General features: G+C 62.1%; 18 protein-coding genes. 6 read left to right on the top strand and 12 right to left on the bottom strand.

What is annotated here, in order from left to right:
- Nucleotides 1-44: 44 nt before the first annotated feature.
- The 7 genes from AS9A_RS20800 to glpK (AS9A_RS20830) form a co-directional block, all read right to left on the bottom strand.
- Nucleotides 45-533 carry a MaoC family dehydratase gene (locus AS9A_RS20800; protein ID WP_013809131.1) on the bottom strand — a complete coding sequence of 163 codons (489 nt, stop codon included), beginning with the start codon at nt 531-533 and terminating at the stop codon, nt 45-47.
- A complete protein-coding gene (locus AS9A_RS20805) occupies nt 530-1,693 on the bottom strand; it encodes an acyl-CoA dehydrogenase family protein (protein WP_013809132.1) in 1,164 nt (387 codons plus the stop codon). The genes AS9A_RS20800 and AS9A_RS20805 overlap by 4 nt, the downstream gene beginning before the upstream one ends.
- A gap of 14 nt (nt 1,694-1,707) precedes the next feature.
- Nucleotides 1,708-3,699, bottom strand: a complete 1,992-nt coding sequence (locus AS9A_RS20810) for an acetyl/propionyl/methylcrotonyl-CoA carboxylase subunit alpha (protein WP_013809133.1) — start codon at nt 3,697-3,699, stop codon at nt 1,708-1,710.
- Nucleotides 3,700-3,903: 204 nt separating this feature from the next.
- Nucleotides 3,904-4,683 (bottom strand): HAD-IIA family hydrolase, encoded by a 780-nt coding sequence (locus tag AS9A_RS20815; RefSeq protein WP_013809135.1) that lies wholly within the window; start codon nt 4,681-4,683, stop codon nt 3,904-3,906.
- 63 nt (nt 4,684-4,746) lie between these two features.
- Nucleotides 4,747-5,469 carry an MIP/aquaporin family protein gene (locus AS9A_RS20820; RefSeq protein WP_148262647.1) on the bottom strand — a complete coding sequence of 241 codons (723 nt, stop codon included), beginning with the start codon at nt 5,467-5,469 and terminating at the stop codon, nt 4,747-4,749.
- 21 nt (nt 5,470-5,490) lie between these two features.
- Nucleotides 5,491-7,215, bottom strand: a complete 1,725-nt coding sequence (locus AS9A_RS20825) for a glycerol-3-phosphate dehydrogenase/oxidase (protein ID WP_041452328.1) — start codon at nt 7,213-7,215, stop codon at nt 5,491-5,493.
- Nucleotides 7,216-7,262: 47 nt separating this feature from the next.
- On the bottom strand, nt 7,263-8,780 hold the full coding sequence (glpK, locus tag AS9A_RS20830; RefSeq protein WP_013809138.1) for a glycerol kinase GlpK: 1,518 nt from the start codon (nt 8,778-8,780) through the stop codon (nt 7,263-7,265).
- 167 nt (nt 8,781-8,947) lie between these two features.
- Here glpK (AS9A_RS20830) and AS9A_RS20835 point away from each other — a divergent pair, with 167 nt between their 5' ends.
- From AS9A_RS20835 to AS9A_RS20845, 3 genes are read left to right on the top strand one after another with little or no spacing between them, the layout of a single operon-like run.
- Nucleotides 8,948-9,718: an IclR family transcriptional regulator gene (locus AS9A_RS20835; RefSeq protein WP_013809139.1), complete on the top strand. Its 771-nt coding sequence runs from the start codon at nt 8,948-8,950 to the stop codon at nt 9,716-9,718.
- A complete protein-coding gene (glpK, locus tag AS9A_RS20840) occupies nt 9,715-11,241 on the top strand; it encodes a glycerol kinase GlpK (protein WP_013809140.1) in 1,527 nt (508 codons plus the stop codon). The genes AS9A_RS20835 and glpK (AS9A_RS20840) overlap by 4 nt, the downstream gene beginning before the upstream one ends.
- A 44-nt stretch (nt 11,242-11,285) precedes the next feature.
- The gene (locus AS9A_RS20845) at nt 11,286-11,855 is read left to right on the top strand and encodes a hypothetical protein (RefSeq protein WP_013809141.1); all 570 of its coding nucleotides are present in this window, start codon (nt 11,286-11,288) and stop codon (nt 11,853-11,855) included.
- On the opposite strand, the gene AS9A_RS20850 is transcribed toward AS9A_RS20845, so the two are convergent.
- A complete protein-coding gene (locus AS9A_RS20850) occupies nt 11,856-13,433 on the bottom strand; it encodes a carboxyl transferase domain-containing protein (protein WP_013809142.1) in 1,578 nt (525 codons plus the stop codon).
- Nucleotides 13,434-13,939: 506 nt separating this feature from the next.
- On the opposite strand from AS9A_RS20850, the gene AS9A_RS20855 reads away from it, so the two are divergent.
- Nucleotides 13,940-14,551 (top strand): hypothetical protein, encoded by a 612-nt coding sequence (locus tag AS9A_RS20855; RefSeq protein WP_013809144.1) that lies wholly within the window; start codon nt 13,940-13,942, stop codon nt 14,549-14,551.
- Between the two features lie 129 nt (nt 14,552-14,680).
- Here the strand turns inward: AS9A_RS20855 and AS9A_RS22955 are convergent, their stop codons facing one another.
- The gene (locus AS9A_RS22955; protein WP_013809145.1) at nt 14,681-15,820 is read right to left on the bottom strand and encodes an XdhC family protein; all 1,140 of its coding nucleotides are present in this window, start codon (nt 15,818-15,820) and stop codon (nt 14,681-14,683) included.
- A gap of 94 nt (nt 15,821-15,914) precedes the next feature.
- On the opposite strand from AS9A_RS22955, the gene AS9A_RS20865 reads away from it, so the two are divergent.
- Both AS9A_RS20865 and AS9A_RS20870 read left to right on the top strand, forming a co-directional pair.
- On the top strand, nt 15,915-16,517 hold the full coding sequence (locus tag AS9A_RS20865) for an SACE_7040 family transcriptional regulator (RefSeq protein WP_013809146.1): 603 nt from the start codon (nt 15,915-15,917) through the stop codon (nt 16,515-16,517).
- 62 nt (nt 16,518-16,579) lie between these two features.
- Nucleotides 16,580-17,014, top strand: coding sequence for a DoxX family protein (locus AS9A_RS20870; RefSeq protein ID WP_049793809.1), 435 nt, complete (start codon nt 16,580-16,582; stop codon nt 17,012-17,014).
- Here AS9A_RS20870 and mftF read toward each other — a convergent pair.
- From mftF to mftE, 3 genes are read right to left on the bottom strand one after another with little or no spacing between them, the layout of a single operon-like run.
- Nucleotides 16,959-18,404, bottom strand: coding sequence for a mycofactocin biosynthesis glycosyltransferase MftF (gene mftF / locus AS9A_RS20875; protein ID WP_013809147.1), 1,446 nt, complete (start codon nt 18,402-18,404; stop codon nt 16,959-16,961). The genes AS9A_RS20870 and mftF overlap by 56 nt on opposite strands.
- Complete coding sequence (locus AS9A_RS20880) at nt 18,401-19,207, bottom strand: mycofactocin-coupled SDR family oxidoreductase (RefSeq protein WP_013809148.1); 807 nt, start codon at nt 19,205-19,207, stop codon at nt 18,401-18,403. Before AS9A_RS20880 ends, mftF begins: the two co-directional genes overlap by 4 nt.
- Entirely contained in the window at nt 19,204-19,920 is a 717-nt protein-coding gene (mftE, locus tag AS9A_RS20885) for a mycofactocin biosynthesis peptidyl-dipeptidase MftE (protein WP_013809149.1), read from the bottom strand. The genes AS9A_RS20880 and mftE overlap by 4 nt, the downstream gene beginning before the upstream one ends.
- Nucleotides 19,921-19,922: the final 2 nt, after the last annotated feature.

A 19,922-nucleotide genomic window follows, 5' to 3' on the forward strand; every position in this document is an offset into this window, starting at 1 on the left:
ACCACGTCCGGTCGCGAATGGGTAACAGGGCCCGAGCACCAGCATCAGCCATGAGGTGCCATCCGCACCAGGGTTTTGCGCACCGCCTTGGCAATCTCATCTCCGTGCTGGTTACGCCCTGTGTGTTCGAAGGTGATGACACCTTCGCCGGGACGGCTGTTCGAGGCGCGCTTATCCAGAATCAGTGTTTCCGCGTACAGGGTGTCGCCATGGAAAACTGGTTTCGGAAAGCTGATGTCCGAGAATCCAAGATTCGCGACGATGGTGCCCTGGGTGAGCTGGGCTACGGAAAGGCCTACCAGCGTCGACAGTGTGAACATCGAGTTCACCAGTCGCTGCTCGAACGGCTTCTGGGTTTCGCTCCAGGCTGCGTCGAGGTGAAGGGCCTGAGTGTTCATCGTGAGGGTGGTGAAGAGCACGTTGTCAGCTTCGGTGATCGTCCTGCCGGGACGGTGCTCGTAAACCGCACCGACCTCGAACTCTTCGAACCACAGACCCCGCTGAACAATCCGGCGCGGCGCCTGCTGGTTCATAATCCAAGCTCCCGCGCGATGAGCATCAGCTGAACCTCAGTCGTTCCCTCACCGATCTCGAGAATCTTGCTATCGCGGTAGTGCCTCGCCACCAGATACTCGTTCATATACCCATAGCCACCGAAGACCTGAGTAGCGTCCCGTGCGTTATCCATTGCAGCCTCACTGGACACCATCTTCGCGATCGCGGCAGCCTTTTTGAAGGACTTCCCAGAGAGCATCAGAGCGGCCGCATCGTAATAGGCGGCACGCGAGGCAGCGGCCCGGGCTTCCATCCGCGCGATCTTGAACGCCACCGCCTGATTCTGACCGATCGGCTTGCCGAATGCACTGCGCTCCTTCGCGTACCGAACACATTCGTCAACGCAACCTTGCGCAACACCCGTACCAAGCGCAGCGATAGCGATCCGTCCCTCGTCAAGGATCCGGAGGAAGTTCGCGTACCCGCGCCCACGCTCGCCAAGCAAGTTACCTTCAGGGACGCGCACGTCATCGAAGGAAAGCGGATGAGTATCTGACGCATGCCAGCCCACCTTGGAGTACGCAGGCTGGGCGGTGAAACCAGGCGTATCGGCAGGAACGATGATCGTCGAGATTTCCTTTTTGCCAGCCGCATTCGTGCCGGTCACTGCCGTGACGGTAATGAGGCGAGTGATGTCGGTACCGGAGTTGGTGATGAACTGCTTGCTGCCGTTGATCACCCACTCCCCGCTGTCGAGCTTCGCAGTTGTCTTCGTGCCACCCGCGTCACTGCCCGCGCCGGGCTCGGTGAGCCCGAAGGCGCCGAGCGCCTTACCGCTGGCAAGGAGCGGCAGCCATTCCTGCTTCTGCTCCTCAGTTCCGAAACGGTAAATCGGCATCGCACCGAGCGAAACCCCCGCTTCGAGCGTGATGGCGACCGACTGATCAACCTTGCCGAGTTCCTCTAGTGCGAGGCACAGAGCAAAATAGTCGCCGCCCATTCCCCCGTACTCCTCGGGGAACGGCAGACCGAACAGCCCCATGTCGGCCATGCCCGACACGATCTCGTAGGGGAAGGTCTTCTTTTCGTCATGCTCGGCAGCGACCGGCGCGACGACTGTCTTCGCGAAGTCAGCGACTGAACGGCGAAGCTGCTCATACTCGTCTGGCAGCTGTGCGGTGGAGAGAAAGCTCGTCATGTGGTGCATGCTCCTTATTCGGACGGCGTCGCGGATGCGGTAACTCGGGCAAGTAGCTGATCGACGCTCACCTGGTCGCCAGGCGAGGAATGAATGACGACTGTGCCGTCTACGGGCGAAGTCAGAGTGTGTTCCATCTTCATTGCTTCGACGACGACCACGGGGGTGCCGGCCGCGACATCGTCACCAGAAGCGACGTGGATCGCGATCACGGTGCCCGGCATCGGGCTGAGGATCTCCGCGTCACCCCGATGCGCCTCGTGCTGGCGAACGCTCGCTTCGCGAACCACCTGAAGCGACCAGGCGCCTTCACCGTTTGCGAACCACAAGTGGTGGTGGTCCTCGGCCACGCGGAGCCGGTGTCTACGTCCAGCAGCGGTGAGGAGCAGGGTGCCGTCGTCCATCTCCGCCGAAATGTCGATGGGGTCAGCTTCCCCGATGACCGCTGTTCCCAACTCCGGAGTCCCTGTAAGTTTGACAATGTCAGTGCGGTCACCTGCGGTGAGCCGCACCCGATAGGGCACTGGTTCGCCGACCCGCCACCCAGTGGGAACATCCCAGATGCTGTTGGGCGCTTCGGGCCAGTGTCGCAGCCAGCGGGAGACTGCTGCCGCGACGAATGCTAGGTCCGGAGCGGGCTCCGCAACGTAGTCCGGCAATCGACGATCGAGCAGCGCGGTATCGAGCCGCCCAGCACGGACATCCTCATCTGCGAGCAAGAACCGGAGGAACTCGATGTTGGTCCCCACGCCGAGAACAGCAGTCGACGCGAGCGCCTGATCAAGCCGGTGCAGAGCAGTCGCACGATCTGCCGCGTGCGCAATCACTTTGGAGAGCATCGGGTCGTAGTCACTACCCACAACCGTGCCCACGCGCAGGCCTGAATCGACGCGCACCGAGGAGGGTTCGCTGAGTCCCAGCACTGTGCCGCCAGTTGGCAGGAAACCTCGGCCTGGATCCTCCGCGTAGACGCGGGCCTCGATCGCGTGGCCACTGAGGGTGACGTCTTCTTGTGCGAAGCCCAGGGGCTCGCCCGCGGCGATACGCACCTGCCATTCGACCAGGTCCACGCCCGTGACGAGCTCAGTGACAGGATGCTCCACCTGCAGTCGGGTGTTCATCTCCATGAAGAAGAACTCGTCCGGCTTGTCTGCCGAAACGATGAACTCGACCGTGCCCGCGCCGGTGTAGTCGACACTGCGTGCCGTGTTGCACGCAGCCTCGCCGATCTTCGCGCGCGTTTCCTCGTCAAGCAGCGGCGAGGGTGCCTCTTCAATGACTTTCTGGTGGCGGCGCTGCAATGAGCACTCCCGCTCGCCGAGGTGCACAATGCTGCCGTGCATGTCAGCGAGGACCTGAACCTCGATGTGCCGAGGGCGTGTGACGAACCGCTCGAGGAAAAGGGTGTCGTCGCCGAACGCAGATCCTGCTTCACGCCGCGCCGAGCGAAGGGCTTCCGGCAGGTCTTTGGGATCTTCGACGCGCCGCATCCCTTTGCCACCCCCACCTGCAGAGGGCTTTACGAGGACCGGGAAACCAACCTCATCGGCCGCTGCGATGAGTTCATCGTCCGTCAGGCCTGGCTTGGCGATGCCGGGAACCACCGGCACACCAAACTCGGTCACCGCGTTCTTCGCGGTGATCTTGTCACCCATGACCTCAATTGCCCGCGCCGATGGCCCAAGGAACACGATGTCGTTCTCCGCGCACGCTGCGGCAAACGCAGTGTTCTCTGACAGGAAACCGTAGCCAGGGTGGATGGCCTGTGCCCCAGTTTCTTTCGCCGCGGCGATGATCTTGTCCACACTGAGGTAGCTCTGACGAGCAGGCGCCGGCCCAATATGCACTGCGGTGTCAGCTTCACGAACGTGAAGCGCATCGCGATCTGCGTCGCTATATACGGCAACGGAGCGAATGCCAAGTGCCCGTAAGCTTCGCATCACGCGCACCGCGATCTCACCGCGGTTGGCAACGAGGATTGTGTTGAAAAGAGCTGATTCGCCCATGCCACACTCCGAACTGAGTTAACTCGAAATCACTGATTTTAGGTTAATCGTGATTCACTGAGTTGTCTAGATCGCTGATGAGATTTCGTCGCACAAGCTGCGCCTCCACCACTGCGAAAGCAGCGCGACCAGGCGCGATAGTTACATGCAGCCGCGCTAGCATTGCCTACCGCGGCTGCACGGAACTATCGCGGGGTGAGGCTTTCATACCCGTCCAACAAGGTCGGCGACCGAGTCGACGACCACACTCGGCCGGAACGGAAACTTGTCAACCTCCTCGCGTGAGGTTGAACCGGTCAGCACCAAGAAAGTGGTCAGTCCCGCTTCCATCCCGGCAATGATGTCGGTGTCCATGCGGTCTCCGACCATCGCTGTGTGCTCCGAGTGCGCACCAATCCGGTTGAGCGCGGACCGGAACATCATCGGGTTAGGCTTGCCAACGAAGTAGGGATCACGTCCTGTCGCGGCGGTGATTAGGGCGGCAACCGCCCCGGTCGCGGGGAGCGGCCCTTCCGCGCTCGGCCCCGTGGTGTCGGGGTTGGTGCAGATGAACCTTGCCCCGCCTTTGATGAGCCGGATGGCCTTGGTTATTGCCTCGAACGAGTACGTCCGTGTCTCGCCGAGCACCACGTATTCGGGGTCGCGGTCTGTCATCGTGTAGCCCGCTTCGTACAGAGCGGTCGTCAGCCCTGCTTCTCCCACCGCGAATGCGCTGCCGTTCGGGACTTGATCACTGAGGAACGTTGCGGTGGCAAGCGCGGAGGTCCAGATCGACTTCTCTTCAACATCGAGACCCGAATTCGCGAGGCGGGCCCGCAGGTCCCGGGGGGTGTAGATGGAGTTGTTTGTCAGGATCAGGAAAGGTGTACCGGTATCGCGGAGGGCCCCGATGAATTCGTTCGCGCCAGGTATCGCCCGCTCTTCATGGACCAGCACCCCGTCCATATCTGTCAGCCATGCTGCGATCTTCCGCTCCTCGGGCATTGCGTCTCCTTGCTCGGCTGCAGTTACCGCCTATGATCTCACCCTGCCGCATTCCGTACGCGGTTAGACGAGGTATCCAGCGATCCCAACGTAGAGCATTCCTGCCAGGAAACTGCCAGCGATTGGCCCGGCGATGGGCACCCACGAGTAGGCCCAGTCCGCTCCGCTTTTTCCGCGGATCGGCAGCAAGGCATAGGCGAGCCGCGGTCCCAGATCACGAGCCGGGTTGATCGCGTAACCTGTGGGCCCACCCAGACTCGCGCCGAGCCCGAGCACCACGAAAGCCACTGCGGCATATCCGAGGCTGTTACCGGCTGGGTCCGATGCGGCGAGCAGAATCCACAGCACGAGCACGAATGTCCCGATCATTTCGGTGACCGTGTTCCATCCGTAGCTACGGACCGCGGGGCCAGTCGAGAAGATTCCTAGCGTCTTGCCTGGTTCCGGCTCGACATCGAAGTTCTTCTTGAACGCGAGCCAGCACAATGCTGCGCCGATGAACGCGCCCACTAGCTGCGCGCAAACGTAAAACGGGACCAGGTCCCAGTTTGTACGACCGGACACCGCAAGCCCGAAGGTCACAGCCGGGTTGATGTGCGCGCCCGACTTCCACGCCACCGATGCGCCCGCGAACACGGCCATCGCCCAACCGAGGTTGATGAGGAGCCAGCCGCCACCCGCACCCTTGGAATGTTTCAGCACCACCGTCGCAACGACACCGGTGCCGAGGAGGACGAGAAGTCCTGTTCCCAGTGCCTCGAAGATGAGAATCTGCGGAATCGTCAGGGAGTCCATTGAATTCGCCCTCTACTCTGTTGTCGCGACGCTTACGCGAACGTCTGGAGCACCCAGCCGAGCGGCGTCTGCGGTGTGGTCATCTGGCTGGCGCTGCGACTCGATTTCAGCGTCGACACGCGCCGTGTAGTGTTCGACTTCCCGCTTGACGGCCACCTGATCCCAGCCAAGCTGGGAGGCTATGAGTTTCGCTGCGAACTCAGCAGCAGCCTTGCCGCGGTCAGCCGTTTCAATAGAGAGGCGTGTTCGTCGAGCGAGAATGTCATCGAGGTGAAGCGCTCCCTCGAAGGCGACCGCGTACACAATCTCGGCGTTGAGGTAACGCTCACCGCCAGGAAGCGGGTGCGCCAGTTCCGGGTTCTCCGCTATGAGTCCGAGGATTTCGGTGACCGCGGAACCGTATCGCCGAAGGAGATGTTCCATCCGCTCGACCGTGATGCCTGCCGACGCCGCGAGTCTGGCGCGGGCAGCCCACATTTGCTCATAGTTTTCGGCACCTACGAGCGGCACCAACTCTGTGCGTGACGGTTCGACGGGCGTGGCGAAATCTCTTGTGGCAGCGTCGATGGCATCCTTGGCCATCACGCGATAAGTGGTGTATTTCCCGCCCGCCACAATCGTGAGCCCCGGCGATGGGCTCACGACCGCGTGCTCACGCGAGAGAGTGCTGCTGTCGTCTGACTCACCAGCGAGCAAAGGTCGCAGCCCGGCGAACACTCCGACGATGTCGTCGCGACTCAGAGGACGCTTCAGCAGCGAGTTGACCTCGCGGAGAATGTAGTCGATGTCCTTGCTGCTCGCGGCTGGGTGCGCGAGGTCCAGGTTCCATGTGGTGTCAGTGGTGCCGATAATCCAGAAATCGTCGCTCCATGGACAGGGGATGATGAAAAGCAAGCTCTTCTCGGTCTCTGTGATGAGCCCGACGCCGGAAGGAATGCGGTCGCGGGGCACCACGATGTGCACACCCTTCGACGCATGCACCTTGAGCTTGCCTTTGCCCCCGAGCATGTTCTGAATTTCGTCTGTCCAGGCACCTGCGGCGTTGACGACTTGACGGGCTCGGACATCGATCAGGTTGCCGGTTTCGAGGTCGCAGACCTGAGCACCAACGACCTTGCCTCCGTCGCGCAAGAACCCCACCACCCGAGTGCTGTTCGCGCAGAGCGCGCCGTATGACGCTGCGGTTCGCGAGAGCATCATAGTGTGCCGGGCGTCGTCCAACTGTCCTTCATAGAAGAGGACGCCACCCTTGATCGCGCCTTCCTTCCCGCCGCGGAATAGTTTGAGCGTCTTCTTCTTTCCAAGGTGACGGTGATGCCCGGGCACTCCTTTTCCTGCACCGAGCAGGTCGTAGACACCGATTCCTGCCCCGGCCCAGAGACGGTCGAAACCGGTGCGCTGCAGCGGGAACAAGAACGGTACGGGTCGTGCCAGGTGCGGTGCGAGTGTGTGCAGGATGAGGGCCCGTTCACGGAGGGCCTCGAAGACCAAGGGGAACTCGAGCTGCTTGAGGTAGCGCAGGCCGCCATGCACGAGTTTCGAGGAGCGGCTCGAGGTGCCGGATGCGTAGTCGCGGGCTTCAACAAGCCCGACACGGAGGCCGCGTGATGCGGCATCGAGAGCTGCGCCGGCGCCAACGACACCGGCACCGATGACGAGGATGTCGAGCTCACCTTCGGCCATGGCGCTGAGTGCCTGGGTGCGATTCTCGGGACTCAGTGCAACTGGAGCAAGCATCGTACTTCTCTTTTCTGTGGTGGGGACGGTGAGATCGTGATCGGTGCTCACGCCACGTCAACCCAGTTGAAGGTCCGCTCGACGGCTTTCTGCCAGCGCCGATAGCCGACAGCTCGTTGCTCGTCGTTCCACTGGGGCTCCCAGCGGTTGTGCTCGTTCCAGTTCTGGCGCAACTCATCGGTGTCTTTCCAGAACCCGACCGCGAGTCCGGCAGCATAGGCGGCACCTAGGGCGGTTGTCTCCGCGACGACGGGGCGGCTCACCGGAACACCGAGCACATCTGCCTGGATCTGCATGCAGAGCGAGTTTGCGGTGACCCCGCCGTCGACCTTGAGCACCTCGAGTTGCACCCCCGAGTCCTTCGCCATCGCGTCAGCGACATCGCGGCTCTGATAGCAGATCGATTCGAGGGTGGCACGGGCGATGTGTGCGTTGCTGTTGAACCGGGAGAGCCCAACGATCGCGCCGCGCGCATCGGAGCGCCAGTAGGGAGCGAACAGCCCGGAGAAGGCGGGCACGAAATAGACGCCGCCATTGTCAGGCACCTCACGAGCGAGCGATTCGCTCTGCGCGGCACCCTGGATGATGCCGAGTTGGTCCCGCAGCCATTGCACCGCCGAGCCCGTCACCGCGATAGATCCCTCGAGCGCGTATCGCGGCGCCTCCTCACCGAACTGGTAACACACAGTCGTCAGCAAACCGTTGTCCGAATGCACGAGTTCGGTGCCTGTGTTGAGGAGCAGGAAATTGCCGGTGCCGTAGGTATTCTTCGCTTCTCCGGGCGCGAAACACACCTGCCCGACCATGGCCGCATGCTGGTCACCCAGCGCGGCAGTCAGCGGCACACGGCCGCCGAGCGGCCCACTCTCGGTGGTGTGCCCGTAACCCTCGGATACAGATGACGGCTTTATCTCAGGCAGCATCGCACGGGGAATCCCAAAGAACGACAACAGTTCATCGTCCCAGTCCAGAGTTTCGAGATTCATCAGCATGGTGCGGCTCGCGTTCGTCACGTCGGTGACGTGGATCCCGCCGTTCGGTCCGCCTGTGAGGTTCCACAGCAGCCAGGTGTCAATCGTGCCGAAGAGGGCATCGCCGCGGTCCGCGTCCGCCCGCACCCCGTCGACATTGTCGAGAATCCATTGGACTTTGCCGCCCGCAAAGTATGTGGCGGGCGGCAGGCCCGCTTTGCGCCGTATGACGGCACCTTTGCCCGCACGTTCCAGGGCCGAGGCGATGCGGTCGGTGCGCGTGTCTTGCCACACGATCGCGTTGTAGTAGGGTCGGCCGGTTGTGCGGTTCCAGACGACGGTGGTTTCCCGCTGATTGGTGATACCGAGCGCCGCTAGGTCGCTGTAGCAAAGACCTGCTCTCCCCAGCGCCGTCTGGAGTACGGACGACGTCCGCTCCCAAATCTCAACCGGATTGTGTTCTACCCAGCCCGGCTGCGGCATGATCTGCTCGTGCTCGAGCTGGTGGCGCACGATTTCATTGCCATCGTGATCGAACACCATGAACCTTGTGCTGGTGGTGCCCTGGTCAACGGCACCGACGTAGTTCGCCACGCTTCCCCATTCCGATGTGATGTGTGTCTCAATTGGTCTTTGGAATGTAGAGCGCGAGGCCGACCACGAAAACTACAACCGTTCGGCATTGTCGAATGGTCTTTCATTCGACAATGCCGAACGCGTGACGGTAATGACATACACCTTCGTCTTGTAGCCTTCAATACATGCCAGGGTTGGTGCAGTCTGTTGAACGCGCCGCGGCGTTGCTGCGCTTGCTCGCCGCTGAGCGGGAACCGCTAGGCCTCAACCAGATCTGCGGCGCGCTCGGCATCGCGAAAGCAACAGCGCACGGACTACTGAAAACGCTCATTCACGTCGGTTTTGTCGAACAACACCCGGAGTCAGGGAAGTATCGGCTGGCGCCCGACCCACTAACGCCAGAATCCGTCCTCTGGGATGTGAACGAGATCCGTTCCCGCTCCATGAACTGGGCTGACGCACTGGCCGCGCGTACCGGTCAGACGACCCGCCTCGCGGCATTCAGAGGTGGCCACCTCCTGATCGTCCATCACGTATTCCGTACTGATTCGGCCCCGCAAACCAGCACCACCGGGGCGACACTGCCCCTGCACGCGACCGCGCTGGGAAAGGTCCTTCTCGCTCATGATGTTCGTGCCTCCCGGAGCCTGGGGGTGAAGCCTCTACCTGCCATCGCATTCCGGACCATCACGGACCGCACTGCCCTCGCACGGGAACTCGCCCAGGTGCGCGACCTGGGCTGGGCGGCAGCAATTCAGGAACTGGCTCCTGATGCGGCGGCAATTGCTGCGCCCATGCGCGACGAAGGGGGCGCTGTGATCGCTGCTATTGGCATCGAGGGGCCACTTGACGACATTTGCACAAACCGAGGAGCGCCACGGCCCGAACTGATCGAGCAGGTCACACGTGCTGCCCACAGCATCTCTCACGACTTCGGCCACGGACGGTCGCTATGACCGAGCACTACATCGCAGCTCTCGACCAGGGCACCACATCAACGCGGTGCATCGTTTTCGATCGCCACGGGAGGATGGTGTCTGTCGCGCAGCACGAACACCACCAGCACTTCCCTCAGCCTGGATGGGTCGAACATGATGCGGCTGAGATCTGGGCTGTGACCAGACGGATCATTCCTGAGGCGCTGCGAAAGGCGAAGATCAGCGCCAGGCAGATTGCAGCGCTCGGTATTGCAAACCAGCGCGAAACCACTGTGCTGTGGGACCGCACCACCGGCACGCCACTGCATCGTGCGATCGTATGGCAGGACACCCGGACCTCGGGACTGATCTCGGATCTATCGTCGCACGTCGACCTTCCGGACATCATGCATCGCGCAGGGGCGCCGCTTTCCAACTACTTTTCGGGACCTCGCTTGAAGTGGCTCCTCGAATCGGACCCCCGCCTTCATGAGCGCGTCCTGGCTGGTGACGTCCTGTTCGGCACAATGGACAGCTGGCTTGTATGGAACCTCACAGGCGGGCCGAACGGTGGCATCCACATGACTGATGCTACGAATGCGAGCCGCACGATGTTGATGAATCTCGAGACGCTCGAGTGGGATCCCGTCCTGCTCGGCGTCTTTGGCATCCCGCAGTCGGTACTGCCTGAGATCCGTCCATCGCTCGGCACCGTCGGTGTCACCGTCGACCCGGTACCAGGCATCCGCGTCTGCAGTGTCATCGGCGACCAGCAGGCAGCACTGATCGGACAGACAGCACTTCGTGCAGGGGAAGCGAAATGCACGTTTGGAACTGGCAGTTTTCTGCTCCTCAATACCGGCGCGGATCTCGTGCGCTCGCGCCGCGGACTCATCAGCACCGTTGCTTACACAGTCGAGGGCGAGCCGCCTGTGTACGCCCTCGAAGGCGCCAATCCCGCCGCGGGGGCGCTCGTCGACTGGTTCCGGGATCACATCGGCGCGATCCGCTCTTCAGCTGAGATCGAAACTCTCGCCTCCCAGGTTAAGGACTGCGGGGGATGCTATGTCGTCCCCTCATTCTCTGGCCTCCTTGCACCCCACTGGGTCACCACCGCGCAAGGAATCGTGGTCGGACTAACGTCCTATGTAACGCGCGAGCACCTTGCCCGGGCTGTCTTGCAAGCCACCGCGTTCCAGACTCGTGACCTTGTGGAGGCGATGAACAGTGATGCGCGTGACGCCGGGACGCTCGCACAGGCACGCTACCTCGCGGTCGATGGCGGTATGACAGCCAACAACCTCTTGATGCAGATGGTCGCCGACCTCACGAACGTCCCTGTCGTCCGTCCCATGATGGCGGAAACTGTCGCGCTCGGCGCCGCCTACAGCGCTGGTCTTGCTGCCGGATACTGGGCCGACAAAGCTGTGTTGCGGCGCAACTGGAAGAAGGCCGCCGAGTGGCGGCCGCATATGAAGCCAGATACCCGCGACGGCGAGGTCATTCGGTGGACTCACGCAGTCAGGCTGGCCGCTGAATGGGGACGACTCACCGCCACGTGAACGTTAAGCCCGCGAAGTGGTGCAGACAATGGCAAAATTCGTCCATGCATCCGGACGTGAAACCAGCGCGATCGTGGTACTTGCTCGCGCTAGCGATCCTGATCGCTAGTCTCGCTCTGGCCGGTATTTTCGTATGGCGGATCATCGACACTTTTCCCGCCCCGGTCGCCGAGGCACGAGCAGGGACCTCTCTCACGGCGGACCTCGACCGCGAGGGACTCACGGTTTTCACAAACCGGCCGGTTTCCTCAGTCGATTGCACAGTGCTGAATAACCGCGGCACGCAGGTACCACTCAGGCGACCAGGCGGCAGTGAAGAAATATCCGTTGGGAGCACTACCTGGTTCGTCGCACTGCGCTCTGAGGAGCCGGTCCGCCCGGGCCGATTCGACGTAACGTGCCAGTCCGGTGATGCTCCACTTGTTTACGCCGTCGGACCACATAGTTCGGTCTTCGGTTTCGTTGGATTGGTGTTCGCCGCAATCGGCGCGGTTTTCGCGGGGATTGCGGGCGCGGGCATCACCGCGGCCATTGTCTGGGCGAAGCGCCGCAAGTTTCTTCGCGAACACCAGCCGCCACCGTTCGGATACCCGCCGGCGCCGCCCTATCAGTGACTACATGCGGAAGACGCCGTACGAGACCGGTTCAAGCGGCGCGTTGGCGCAGGCGCTGAGAGCGAGACCTAGAACCGTGCGGGTGTCTGCGGGATCGATGATGCCATCGTCCCACAGCCGTGCAGTCGAGTAATACGGATTGCCCTGGCGTTCATACTGGTCCCGGACCGGGGCTTTGAACGCTTCCTCATCTTCTGCGGTCCACTCTTTGCCCTGAGCTTCGAGTTGGTCGCGCCTGACGGTCGCGAGGACAGACGACGCCTGTTCCCCACCCATCACGGAGATCCGCGCGTTGGGCCACATCCACAGGAATCGGGGCGAGTAGGCGCGCCCACACATCGAGTAGTTGCCCGCACCGTACGAACCACCGATGACGACGGTGAGCTTCGGGACCCGCGCGCACGCGACTGCTGTCACCATCTTCGCGCCGTTCTTCGCGATGCCACCGGCCTCGTAATCACGGCCCACCATGAAGCCCGTGATGTTCTGCAGGAACAAAAGTGGGATCTTCCGCTTGTCGCACAGCTCGATGAAGTGCGCACCTTTCAGTGCTGACTCGCTGAAGAGCACTCCGTTGTTCGCGATAATGCCCACCGGGTGGCCGTGGATTCGCGCAAAAGTCGTGACGAGAGTCTTGCCGTACTCCGCCTTGAACTCCTGGTGCTTACCGCCGTCAACGACCCGTTCGATGACGTCCCGGACGTCGTACGGGATACGCGGGTCGGTTGGGACTAGGCCGTACAGTTCCGTCTGGTCACGTTCTGGCCCTGACGGGAGCTTGACGTCCCACGGCGGCTCACTGCGAGGGCCAAAAGTCGAGACGATGTTGCGGACGATCCTGAGTGCATCTTGATCATCCTCCGCAAGGTGATCGGTCACACCAGAAACTTTCGAATGCAGATCACCGCCGCCGAGATCTTCCGCGGAAACAACTTCTCCCGTCGCGGCTTTTACGAGCGGCGGACCGCCAAGAAAGATGGTTCCCTGATTCCGGACGATGACCGCCTCATCACTCATAGCTGGCACGTAGGCGCCACCAGCCGTGCACGAGCCCATGACAGCGGCAATCTGTGGAATGCCGCGCGCGCTCATGTTCGCCTGGTTGTAGAAGATGCGACCGAAATGCTCCCGGTCGGGGAACACCTCATCCTGTTCCGGCAGGAAGGCGCCGCCAGAGTCAACGAGGTAAATGCAGGGCAGGTGGTTCTGCAGCGCCACTTCCTGCGCACGCAGGTGCTTCTTCACGCTGATCGGGTAGTACGTGCCACCTTTGACCGTCGCATCGTTGGCGAGAACCACGCATTCACGTCCAGCGACCCTGCCTATGCCGCCGATAACTCCAGCGCCGGGGGCTTCGTCGTTGTACATCCCGTTGGCCGCGAGTGGCGCTAGCTCCAGGAATGGACTGCCGTGGTCGAGCAGCCGATTCACGCGCTCCCGCGGAAGAAGCTTTCCGCGGGCCACGTGTTTTTCCCTGGCCCGCTCGCTGCCGCCGAGCGCGGTTTGAGCAAGTTTGTCACGCAGCTCAGCGACGATCCGCTGGTGTTCTGCACGGTTGGCTGCCCGGTCGAAGGCCATCTCCACTCTCCGAACTGAGTTAATGATGAATAACTGAGTTCGAGAGTAGCGCCCGGGCGAGCCGTTGTCTAGATCACAGAGCAACCCGCCGTCCGCGCGACCATGGTGTGACGCACATAACACCTGGCTGAAATGCCGCGCCCCCGCTTCGGGGCCGACGCCGGCCCTGTACTCGCGCCCCCGCGTCGGCGTCGGCCGTTCGCATGACTCAAATCCGCTGGCAGACGACCGTTTTCTCCTAGTTGCGCAGATTGGCCATTGTTTATTACACCCTGAAACAACGGGCGTCCAGAATGGCTCAGGGGCTATCACAAACCCGTCACAATGCGTCACTTATCCACACCTGAACGTTGAATAAGTACTACTTAATAGAAGCTGTAACATTCGTCGTTCAACCGCCGATATCCCAGTTGCCGGTGTGCGCCGCGTGGAGACCGACCTCCCCGCTAAGAAAAATGTGACACACTGCAGACAACTGATCTCGCTTCATTCTTAGGAGGATCATCGTGGGACGTCTCCACAAAATCGCAATCGCATCCGTAGCTTCTGCTGCGCTGATGATTCCATTCGCTGGCACCGCCGCGGCACAGCCTAGCGGAAACATTGGGGGCGACCTCAATCTCGGAGCTGGCAGCCTCGACCTCGGCGCCGGCGCCGACCTCGGTGCATTCTTCGGCCTTGGCGGCGGAGGCGGCATGGGTGACCTGAACCTCGATCTCGCTTTCCCCGGCATTGACTTCAATGTTGAGGGCAACGCCGGTGCTGACTTCGCGGCATGGGTCGAGCGCGAGTGGCAGCTGTGGCTCGAGGCGAACTTCGGCGGCCAGGGTGGCACCGGCGGCGGTGGCGGACAGGCCAACTTCGATTTCCAGGCCGAATGGGACCGCTTCTGGGCACAGGCTCAGGCTGACTGGGAAGCCTTCCTCGCTGCACAGGGCGGTGGCGGTTTCAACTTCGAGTTCCAGGGTCCCGAGTTCCCTGAGTTCAACCTCGACCTCGGCGCAGGCGGCGGCTTCGACCTGGGCGGCCTCGGTCTTGGCGGCGGCGTCGACGGCGGACTGAACGTTGGCGATCTCCTCGGCCTCAACCTCGGCGGCGGCGCGAACTTCGGTTCCTAATTAGACGCTCAGGCACCAGCCTGAATCTAATTCGAACGGCAGAAAGGGCTGGACAACTGTCCAGCCCTTTCGTGCTGTCTTTATTTCACATCCGAACTTTGGGAGCAATTCACTAAACGTACGCGTTAATCAATTCTCAGCCTCAACCCGCATTGCTGGCTGTGCACCGCGCTTCCCCCTCGTTGCCGCAATTAACTCCGCTGCAATAGCGACTGCAACCTCCCGCGGCGTACGACCACCAAGCGGAAGTCCGACCGGCATCGAAACGCGGTCGACGCGGTCGGGCGGTATTCCGAGTTCTTTCAACGCCTGTTTACGTTCTCGTGCCGTGGCAGCGGATCCAAGCGCCCCGATGAATGCTGGGGAGCACTCGCCGCGCAGCGCGTCAGCAATGACCGCGGTGTCAAACCGGCCCGAGTGGGTCATCGCAAGTATCACCGTCCGCTCATCCACACGTCCTGCGGCCAACTGGTTCCGCAAGTACGTGGCGGGCTCCTCGATCAGGATCTCATTCGCTGCGGAGAACCGTGCGCGCTCCATGAAGGCTCCCCTGGGATCGCACACACTGACCGTGTAGCCAAGCATCCTTCCCATCTCGCACATCGCCGCGACGAACGGGGACATCCCGAAAATCAGCATTCGCGGTCGCGGGGGAAGGACTGTCGCGAAAGCCTCCGAGCCCACAGCATCCCAAAGTCCCACGGATTCGGCAGCAGAACTCGCTGACACCACGACACCGAGCAGTTCAGAGGTACCCCCGCAGGCCTCGCCGTCGATTAGCCACTGTCGTAGCCCCACACGGCCTGGATCGTCGCTGCGGGTTATCACTGCGCTGCAGACCGCCTTGTCCGCCAGGACTGCTGCACTCGCTTTCTTAAAGAGACGCAGCTGCTCACCACAGACACGCTCCACAAGTACCTGAATTTCGCCTCCGCAGGTCAGCGCGATATTCCCGACGTCGACCGAGGGGCTGTAGGTGGTGAGCTGTGCAATTCCCGTAGCGAGCACCTCCTCAGCCCGCGCATAGACATCGGCGTCGATGCAGCCACCCGACACGCCGCCGAAGACATGCCCCTGCCTCGTCACGGCCATCGAACTGCCCACCGGCAACGGGACGGAGCCTGACGCCGAGACGACAGTCGCGAGGGCGAATTCGACCCCGGTTTCAGGTTCGGCCGCAAGCCATGTCAGTACCCCGCGCATCGCGTCCCCTGTCCGGCAGTCGAATCCTGCTTTCTCGAAAATATCCTTGAACAGCGCGGAGCGCACCTGCAGCTGCGCTGAAGCTGCAGGTGCGACCGAACATCGGTTAATCTTTATTCACCAAAAGGTGCCGAGGGTTTCCGGAAGCGAGGTGATCAGGATGGACGCGCGCGCAACCGCGCAGGACGCAGCGCCTACCCGCCGCAGCCAAATGAAGGCGGACCGCCGGAAGCAGCTTCTCTCCGCAGCCGCCAAACTCATCGCTGAACGTGGCTACAACGGTGTGCGACTCGAGGACATCGGTGCTGAGGTCGGCATCAGCGGCCCGGCGATCTACCGCCATTTTCCCAACAAGGAAGCCCTCCTCGTTGAACTGTTGACGGGCGTCAGCGATCACCTCCTTTACGGGGGAACCGAGGTGGCTGACAACGCGTCTGATGCAGAAGCCGCCCTCGCGGGCCTGATCGAATTCCACCTGGACTTCGCGATCAACCAGTCCGACCTCATCCGGGTCCAGGACCGCGACCTGCACAGCTTGCCGCGTGAGGCCCAACATCAAGTCCGAATGATGCAGCGGCGCTACGTGGAACGCTGGGTGCAGGTCCTCATGGATCTCAACCCGGATCTTGACGCGGTAAGTGCGCGCACCAAAGCCCACGCGGTATTCGGGCTCATCAACTCCACCCCGCACAGTGCCCGGGCACCGGCGGCACGCACACGAGAGCTACTGCGCAACATGGCTAAAGCGGCACTCGCTTCCTAGCCGCGATGAAATTCCGCGCTCTCCAGGGTCAGTAGAAATAACACGACCTCGAAGGAGTAGCTATGTCACTCGTCCCCACTCGCACGCAGCGCATCGCTGGCTGGATTCTCACCGGATTGATCAGCATTTTCCTTCTGTTCGACAGTCTGATCAAAATCTTCACCGTCGAATCAGCGATCGAAGGTTCCAACGATCTCGGCTGGGCAGCCGCACAATTACCGACTGTCGGCTGGATTCTTCTCGTCTGCCTGGTGCTGTATCTCATTCCTCGCACCGAGGTAGCCGGGGCGATTCTGCTGACCGGGTATCTCGGCGGCGCGATAGCAACACACATTCGTGTTGAATCCCCGCTATTGAGCCACACCCTCTTCCCGATTTATGTCGCGATCTTCATCTGGGCGGGACTGCTGCTGCGCAGCGGATCCGCGCGGCGCGTCCTACCTAGTGGGGAGAATGAACCCCGCCGAAAGCTTGAGGGCGCAAACCTCCCATCGTGAATCCCCTCATTCTCGGGAGAAGCGCACGCGGCGCTTTCTGCCTTATCGCGCCGGCCCACACACCAGATCCGTACGCAAGGTCATCGAGTCTTCGCGCGACAAGAAACCGCACCGGGTCGAGTTGGGGTTTGGTGTGGCGATACTCTGTGAGGCCGTCCGTCAACACCGCTAGCAGCAGCGCGCGCCGGGCGCGCCGCGAGAAGAGTGCCGATGTCAGCGCGATTGGCCACCAATGCCTCACCAAGAGTGCACTTGCTTGCGTTGCGCTGCCGGTGAGCAGCCGAACCGCCAGTCGCGCACCGATTTCGGCCCGCGTCTGTGGGGGTGCTTCTAGGAGGCAGCTCGCACGATACCCAGTGATGGCGAGCAGCACAGCAAGTAGGGTGACCGACCATTTCCGCTGCACGAGCAACAGTCCACTGACCGCGCCGATCCACGGTGTCAGCACAGCTGGCGCAACGACATCACCGTGCCTTGATGCGAGCGGAGCGGCACTCGTCCCGTAGAACTTCTTGCGGGCAAGCCAGGGCCACAACTCGTCACGATGTTCGTGCATCGCGTGAACCGATGGGTCATATCTGATCCGCCATTTCTCGGCTAAACGCCACATCAGGTCGACGTCCTCGCCGCAGCGCAGCCGCTCATCGAAACCGTCAGCCAGCGCCGCCACACGCGCCGCAAAACATGCGCTCGGAAGCCACGCGATACGCGAGCCCGGCTTGACCAGCGCGGGTTCGGGCCCGAGGTCAAGTGAGGAGCACGCCGCCTCGTATCGCGCGATCCAGTTCGTGCCCGCCCGGCCCACAATGCGCGGTGCTGCCACCGCGATCCGGTCATCGGCGAAATGACGGAGCAACAGCGCAAGCGCATCCGGGGTCACTGCGACGTCAGAATCAGCAAAAGCGACAAACGGCGTTGTCACTTCACGAAGCCCCGCGTTGCGCGCAGCCGCCGGCCCCTGATTGACCGGCAAAGCCACCAGATGAGCGCCGTGCTTCACTGCCACCGCAGCGACTTTCTGTGGCTCATCCGATCCGTCATCAACGATGATCGTGGCGACGGCACCGGTGATCGCGCTCAATGCCCGATCGAGTTCGTCGCTGCGATCCTTTACGGGAATGATGACGGTAACGTCAGCGAGGCTGGCTTCCGGAAGTGTTTCCGTGACAGTTGAAGCGAGGCCAGCGCTGACGAGCCGTTCGGCGAGCGACCGGCTCAGCGCATCGTTGACCCGCAGTTCGCGGTTGCTGATAAGGCGGCTTGCCTGGGGCTTGAGCCGCAGCGCACGCAGTGGCTCGCCGCCCATGAGGATGCTGGTGTCCCCATAGACGCGAACGTCGCGATGGAGCTTCACTCGCACGCTATCTGCGGGACGTGGTGTCGCGGTCACGGGCGGAAACCGCCGTCCGCACTCACCACGGAACCATTCAGCGCTGCACCCTCGCGGGAGCAGCACAGGGCGATCACTCCGGCGAGGTCTTCGGGCGCGAGGAGGCGCCTGATCAATGCCGATTTGCCCAGGTCTTCCGATGTGGTGAGGCCATAGAGTCGTGCCGTACCTTCGAGCATGTCCGTCTGGGTAGCGCCGGGGGCGACCGCGGCTGCCGTGACACCCGTGCCTGCCAGGTCGGCTGCCAGCCCTTTTACCAGCCCAACCACGGCATGTTTAGACGCGCTGTAGGCGGCAAGGTGGTACAGGCCATGCGTTCCCGCAGCGGAGGAGACTGCAACAAACCGGCATCGTGATGGGTCTGGTCCCGTCAGCATGTGCGGCACGCACGCGGCCGCCGTGTTCCACACGCCGACAAGGTTGGTCTCCCACATGCCGTGGAGTTCCGCGTTGGAGGTTTCCCAAAGTGGCTGTCCGCCAGCAATCACACCCGCCGCAGCTACTGCGACGTCCAGTTGCCCGAACGCAGTGACCGCGGCCGCCGCCGCGTGTTCCATCGCCTTTCGGTCTCGCACATCCGCAATGTGTGGCTGAACTTGTGCATCGTCGTATTTCTCCGCTACGGCGAGGAGTTCGCTTGCTGACGCGAGTGCGTATTTGACTTCGTGTGGACGCGCCGGGCCATCGCCTGCACAGCTATCCACGGCAAGGACACGGTATCCCTGAGCAGCGAGCGCATGGACGGTCGCTGCTCCCATTCCACGCGCCGCGCCCGTAACAAGTGCAACCGTGCCATCATTCACACCCAACTCCGATCCGGGAGGGTCAAGAAACCCTTGCTGTCTGGCTCCCCCGCATCAACCCGTTGCGTGATCTCTGTGATCATGCACTCGAGCACGCGCGCGCCTTCCTCTGCGGTGGCACCGCGTGGATCGCCGAGCACCCCATTCGGCGAGACTGCTGCGACCCCGCCAGCGATAATCTGGGACAGCAATTCACCGATCGGTGCGGTGTTTCCCGCCTCCGCACGTGATAGGTCAACGCTTCCTGGATCAAGGTGAAGCATGAGCGACGTCTCGGTGTATCCGGCGTGCGCGTCGACATTCTCGGTCGCGCACGCCGCCCATGCAACGATATGCCCCTCGTAACGCATCTGCTTCACGGCAGCAGCGAGAGCCCGCACGTTGCCGCCGTGCGCGTTGATGACCACGACCCGACTCGCCCAGTGCGAGAGTGAACGGACCAGTTCGATGAGCATCACTTTGAGCGCATCCTGCCCGATTGACACCGTTCCGGGAAACGACTGGTGCTCACCGCTGGAGCCATAGAACAGTGCCGGCGCGACGTACGATTTCCCGGACATCCTTCCCGCCACCCCGTTGGCGACAGCCATTGCGATTGCTGTATCCGTGTATAGCGGCAGGTGCGGACCATGCTGCTCCACGGATCCAAGGGGGAGCAGCACAATCGGTTGCTCCGCAATGTCGTTCCAGTGGGTGCGGCTGAGGTCGTTCACGT

The organism is Hoyosella subflava DQS3-9A1 (genome assembly GCF_000214175.1).
In the GTDB taxonomy this organism is placed as follows: domain Bacteria; phylum Actinomycetota; class Actinomycetes; order Mycobacteriales; family Mycobacteriaceae; genus Hoyosella; species Hoyosella subflava.

What these genes read in the sequence shown, in the direction of transcription:
- AS9A_RS20815 (WP_013809135.1), bottom strand. Translation starts at nt 4,683, where the DNA reads ATGCCCGAGGAGCGGAAGATCGCAGCATGGCTGACAGATATGGACGGG.
- AS9A_RS20800 (WP_013809131.1), bottom strand. Translation starts at nt 533, where the DNA reads ATGAACCAGCAGGCGCCGCGCCGGATTGTTCAGCGGGGTCTGTGGTTC.
- AS9A_RS20810 (WP_013809133.1), bottom strand. Translation starts at nt 3,699, where the DNA reads ATGGGCGAATCAGCTCTTTTCAACACAATCCTCGTTGCCAACCGCGGT.
- AS9A_RS20835 (WP_013809139.1), top strand. Translation starts at nt 8,948, where the DNA reads ATGCCAGGGTTGGTGCAGTCTGTTGAACGCGCCGCGGCGTTGCTGCGC.
- glpK (WP_013809140.1), top strand. Translation starts at nt 9,715, where the DNA reads ATGACCGAGCACTACATCGCAGCTCTCGACCAGGGCACCACATCAACG.
- AS9A_RS20825 (WP_041452328.1), bottom strand. Translation starts at nt 7,215, where the DNA reads ATGCTTGCTCCAGTTGCACTGAGTCCCGAGAATCGCACCCAGGCACTC.
- AS9A_RS20870 (WP_049793809.1), top strand. Translation starts at nt 16,580, where the DNA reads ATGTCACTCGTCCCCACTCGCACGCAGCGCATCGCTGGCTGGATTCTC.
- AS9A_RS20805 (WP_013809132.1), bottom strand. Translation starts at nt 1,693, where the DNA reads ATGACGAGCTTTCTCTCCACCGCACAGCTGCCAGACGAGTATGAGCAG.
- AS9A_RS20865 (WP_013809146.1), top strand. Translation starts at nt 15,915, where the DNA reads ATGGACGCGCGCGCAACCGCGCAGGACGCAGCGCCTACCCGCCGCAGC.
- AS9A_RS20850 (WP_013809142.1), bottom strand. Translation starts at nt 13,433, where the DNA reads ATGGCCTTCGACCGGGCAGCCAACCGTGCAGAACACCAGCGGATCGTC.
- AS9A_RS20845 (WP_013809141.1), top strand. Translation starts at nt 11,286, where the DNA reads ATGCATCCGGACGTGAAACCAGCGCGATCGTGGTACTTGCTCGCGCTA.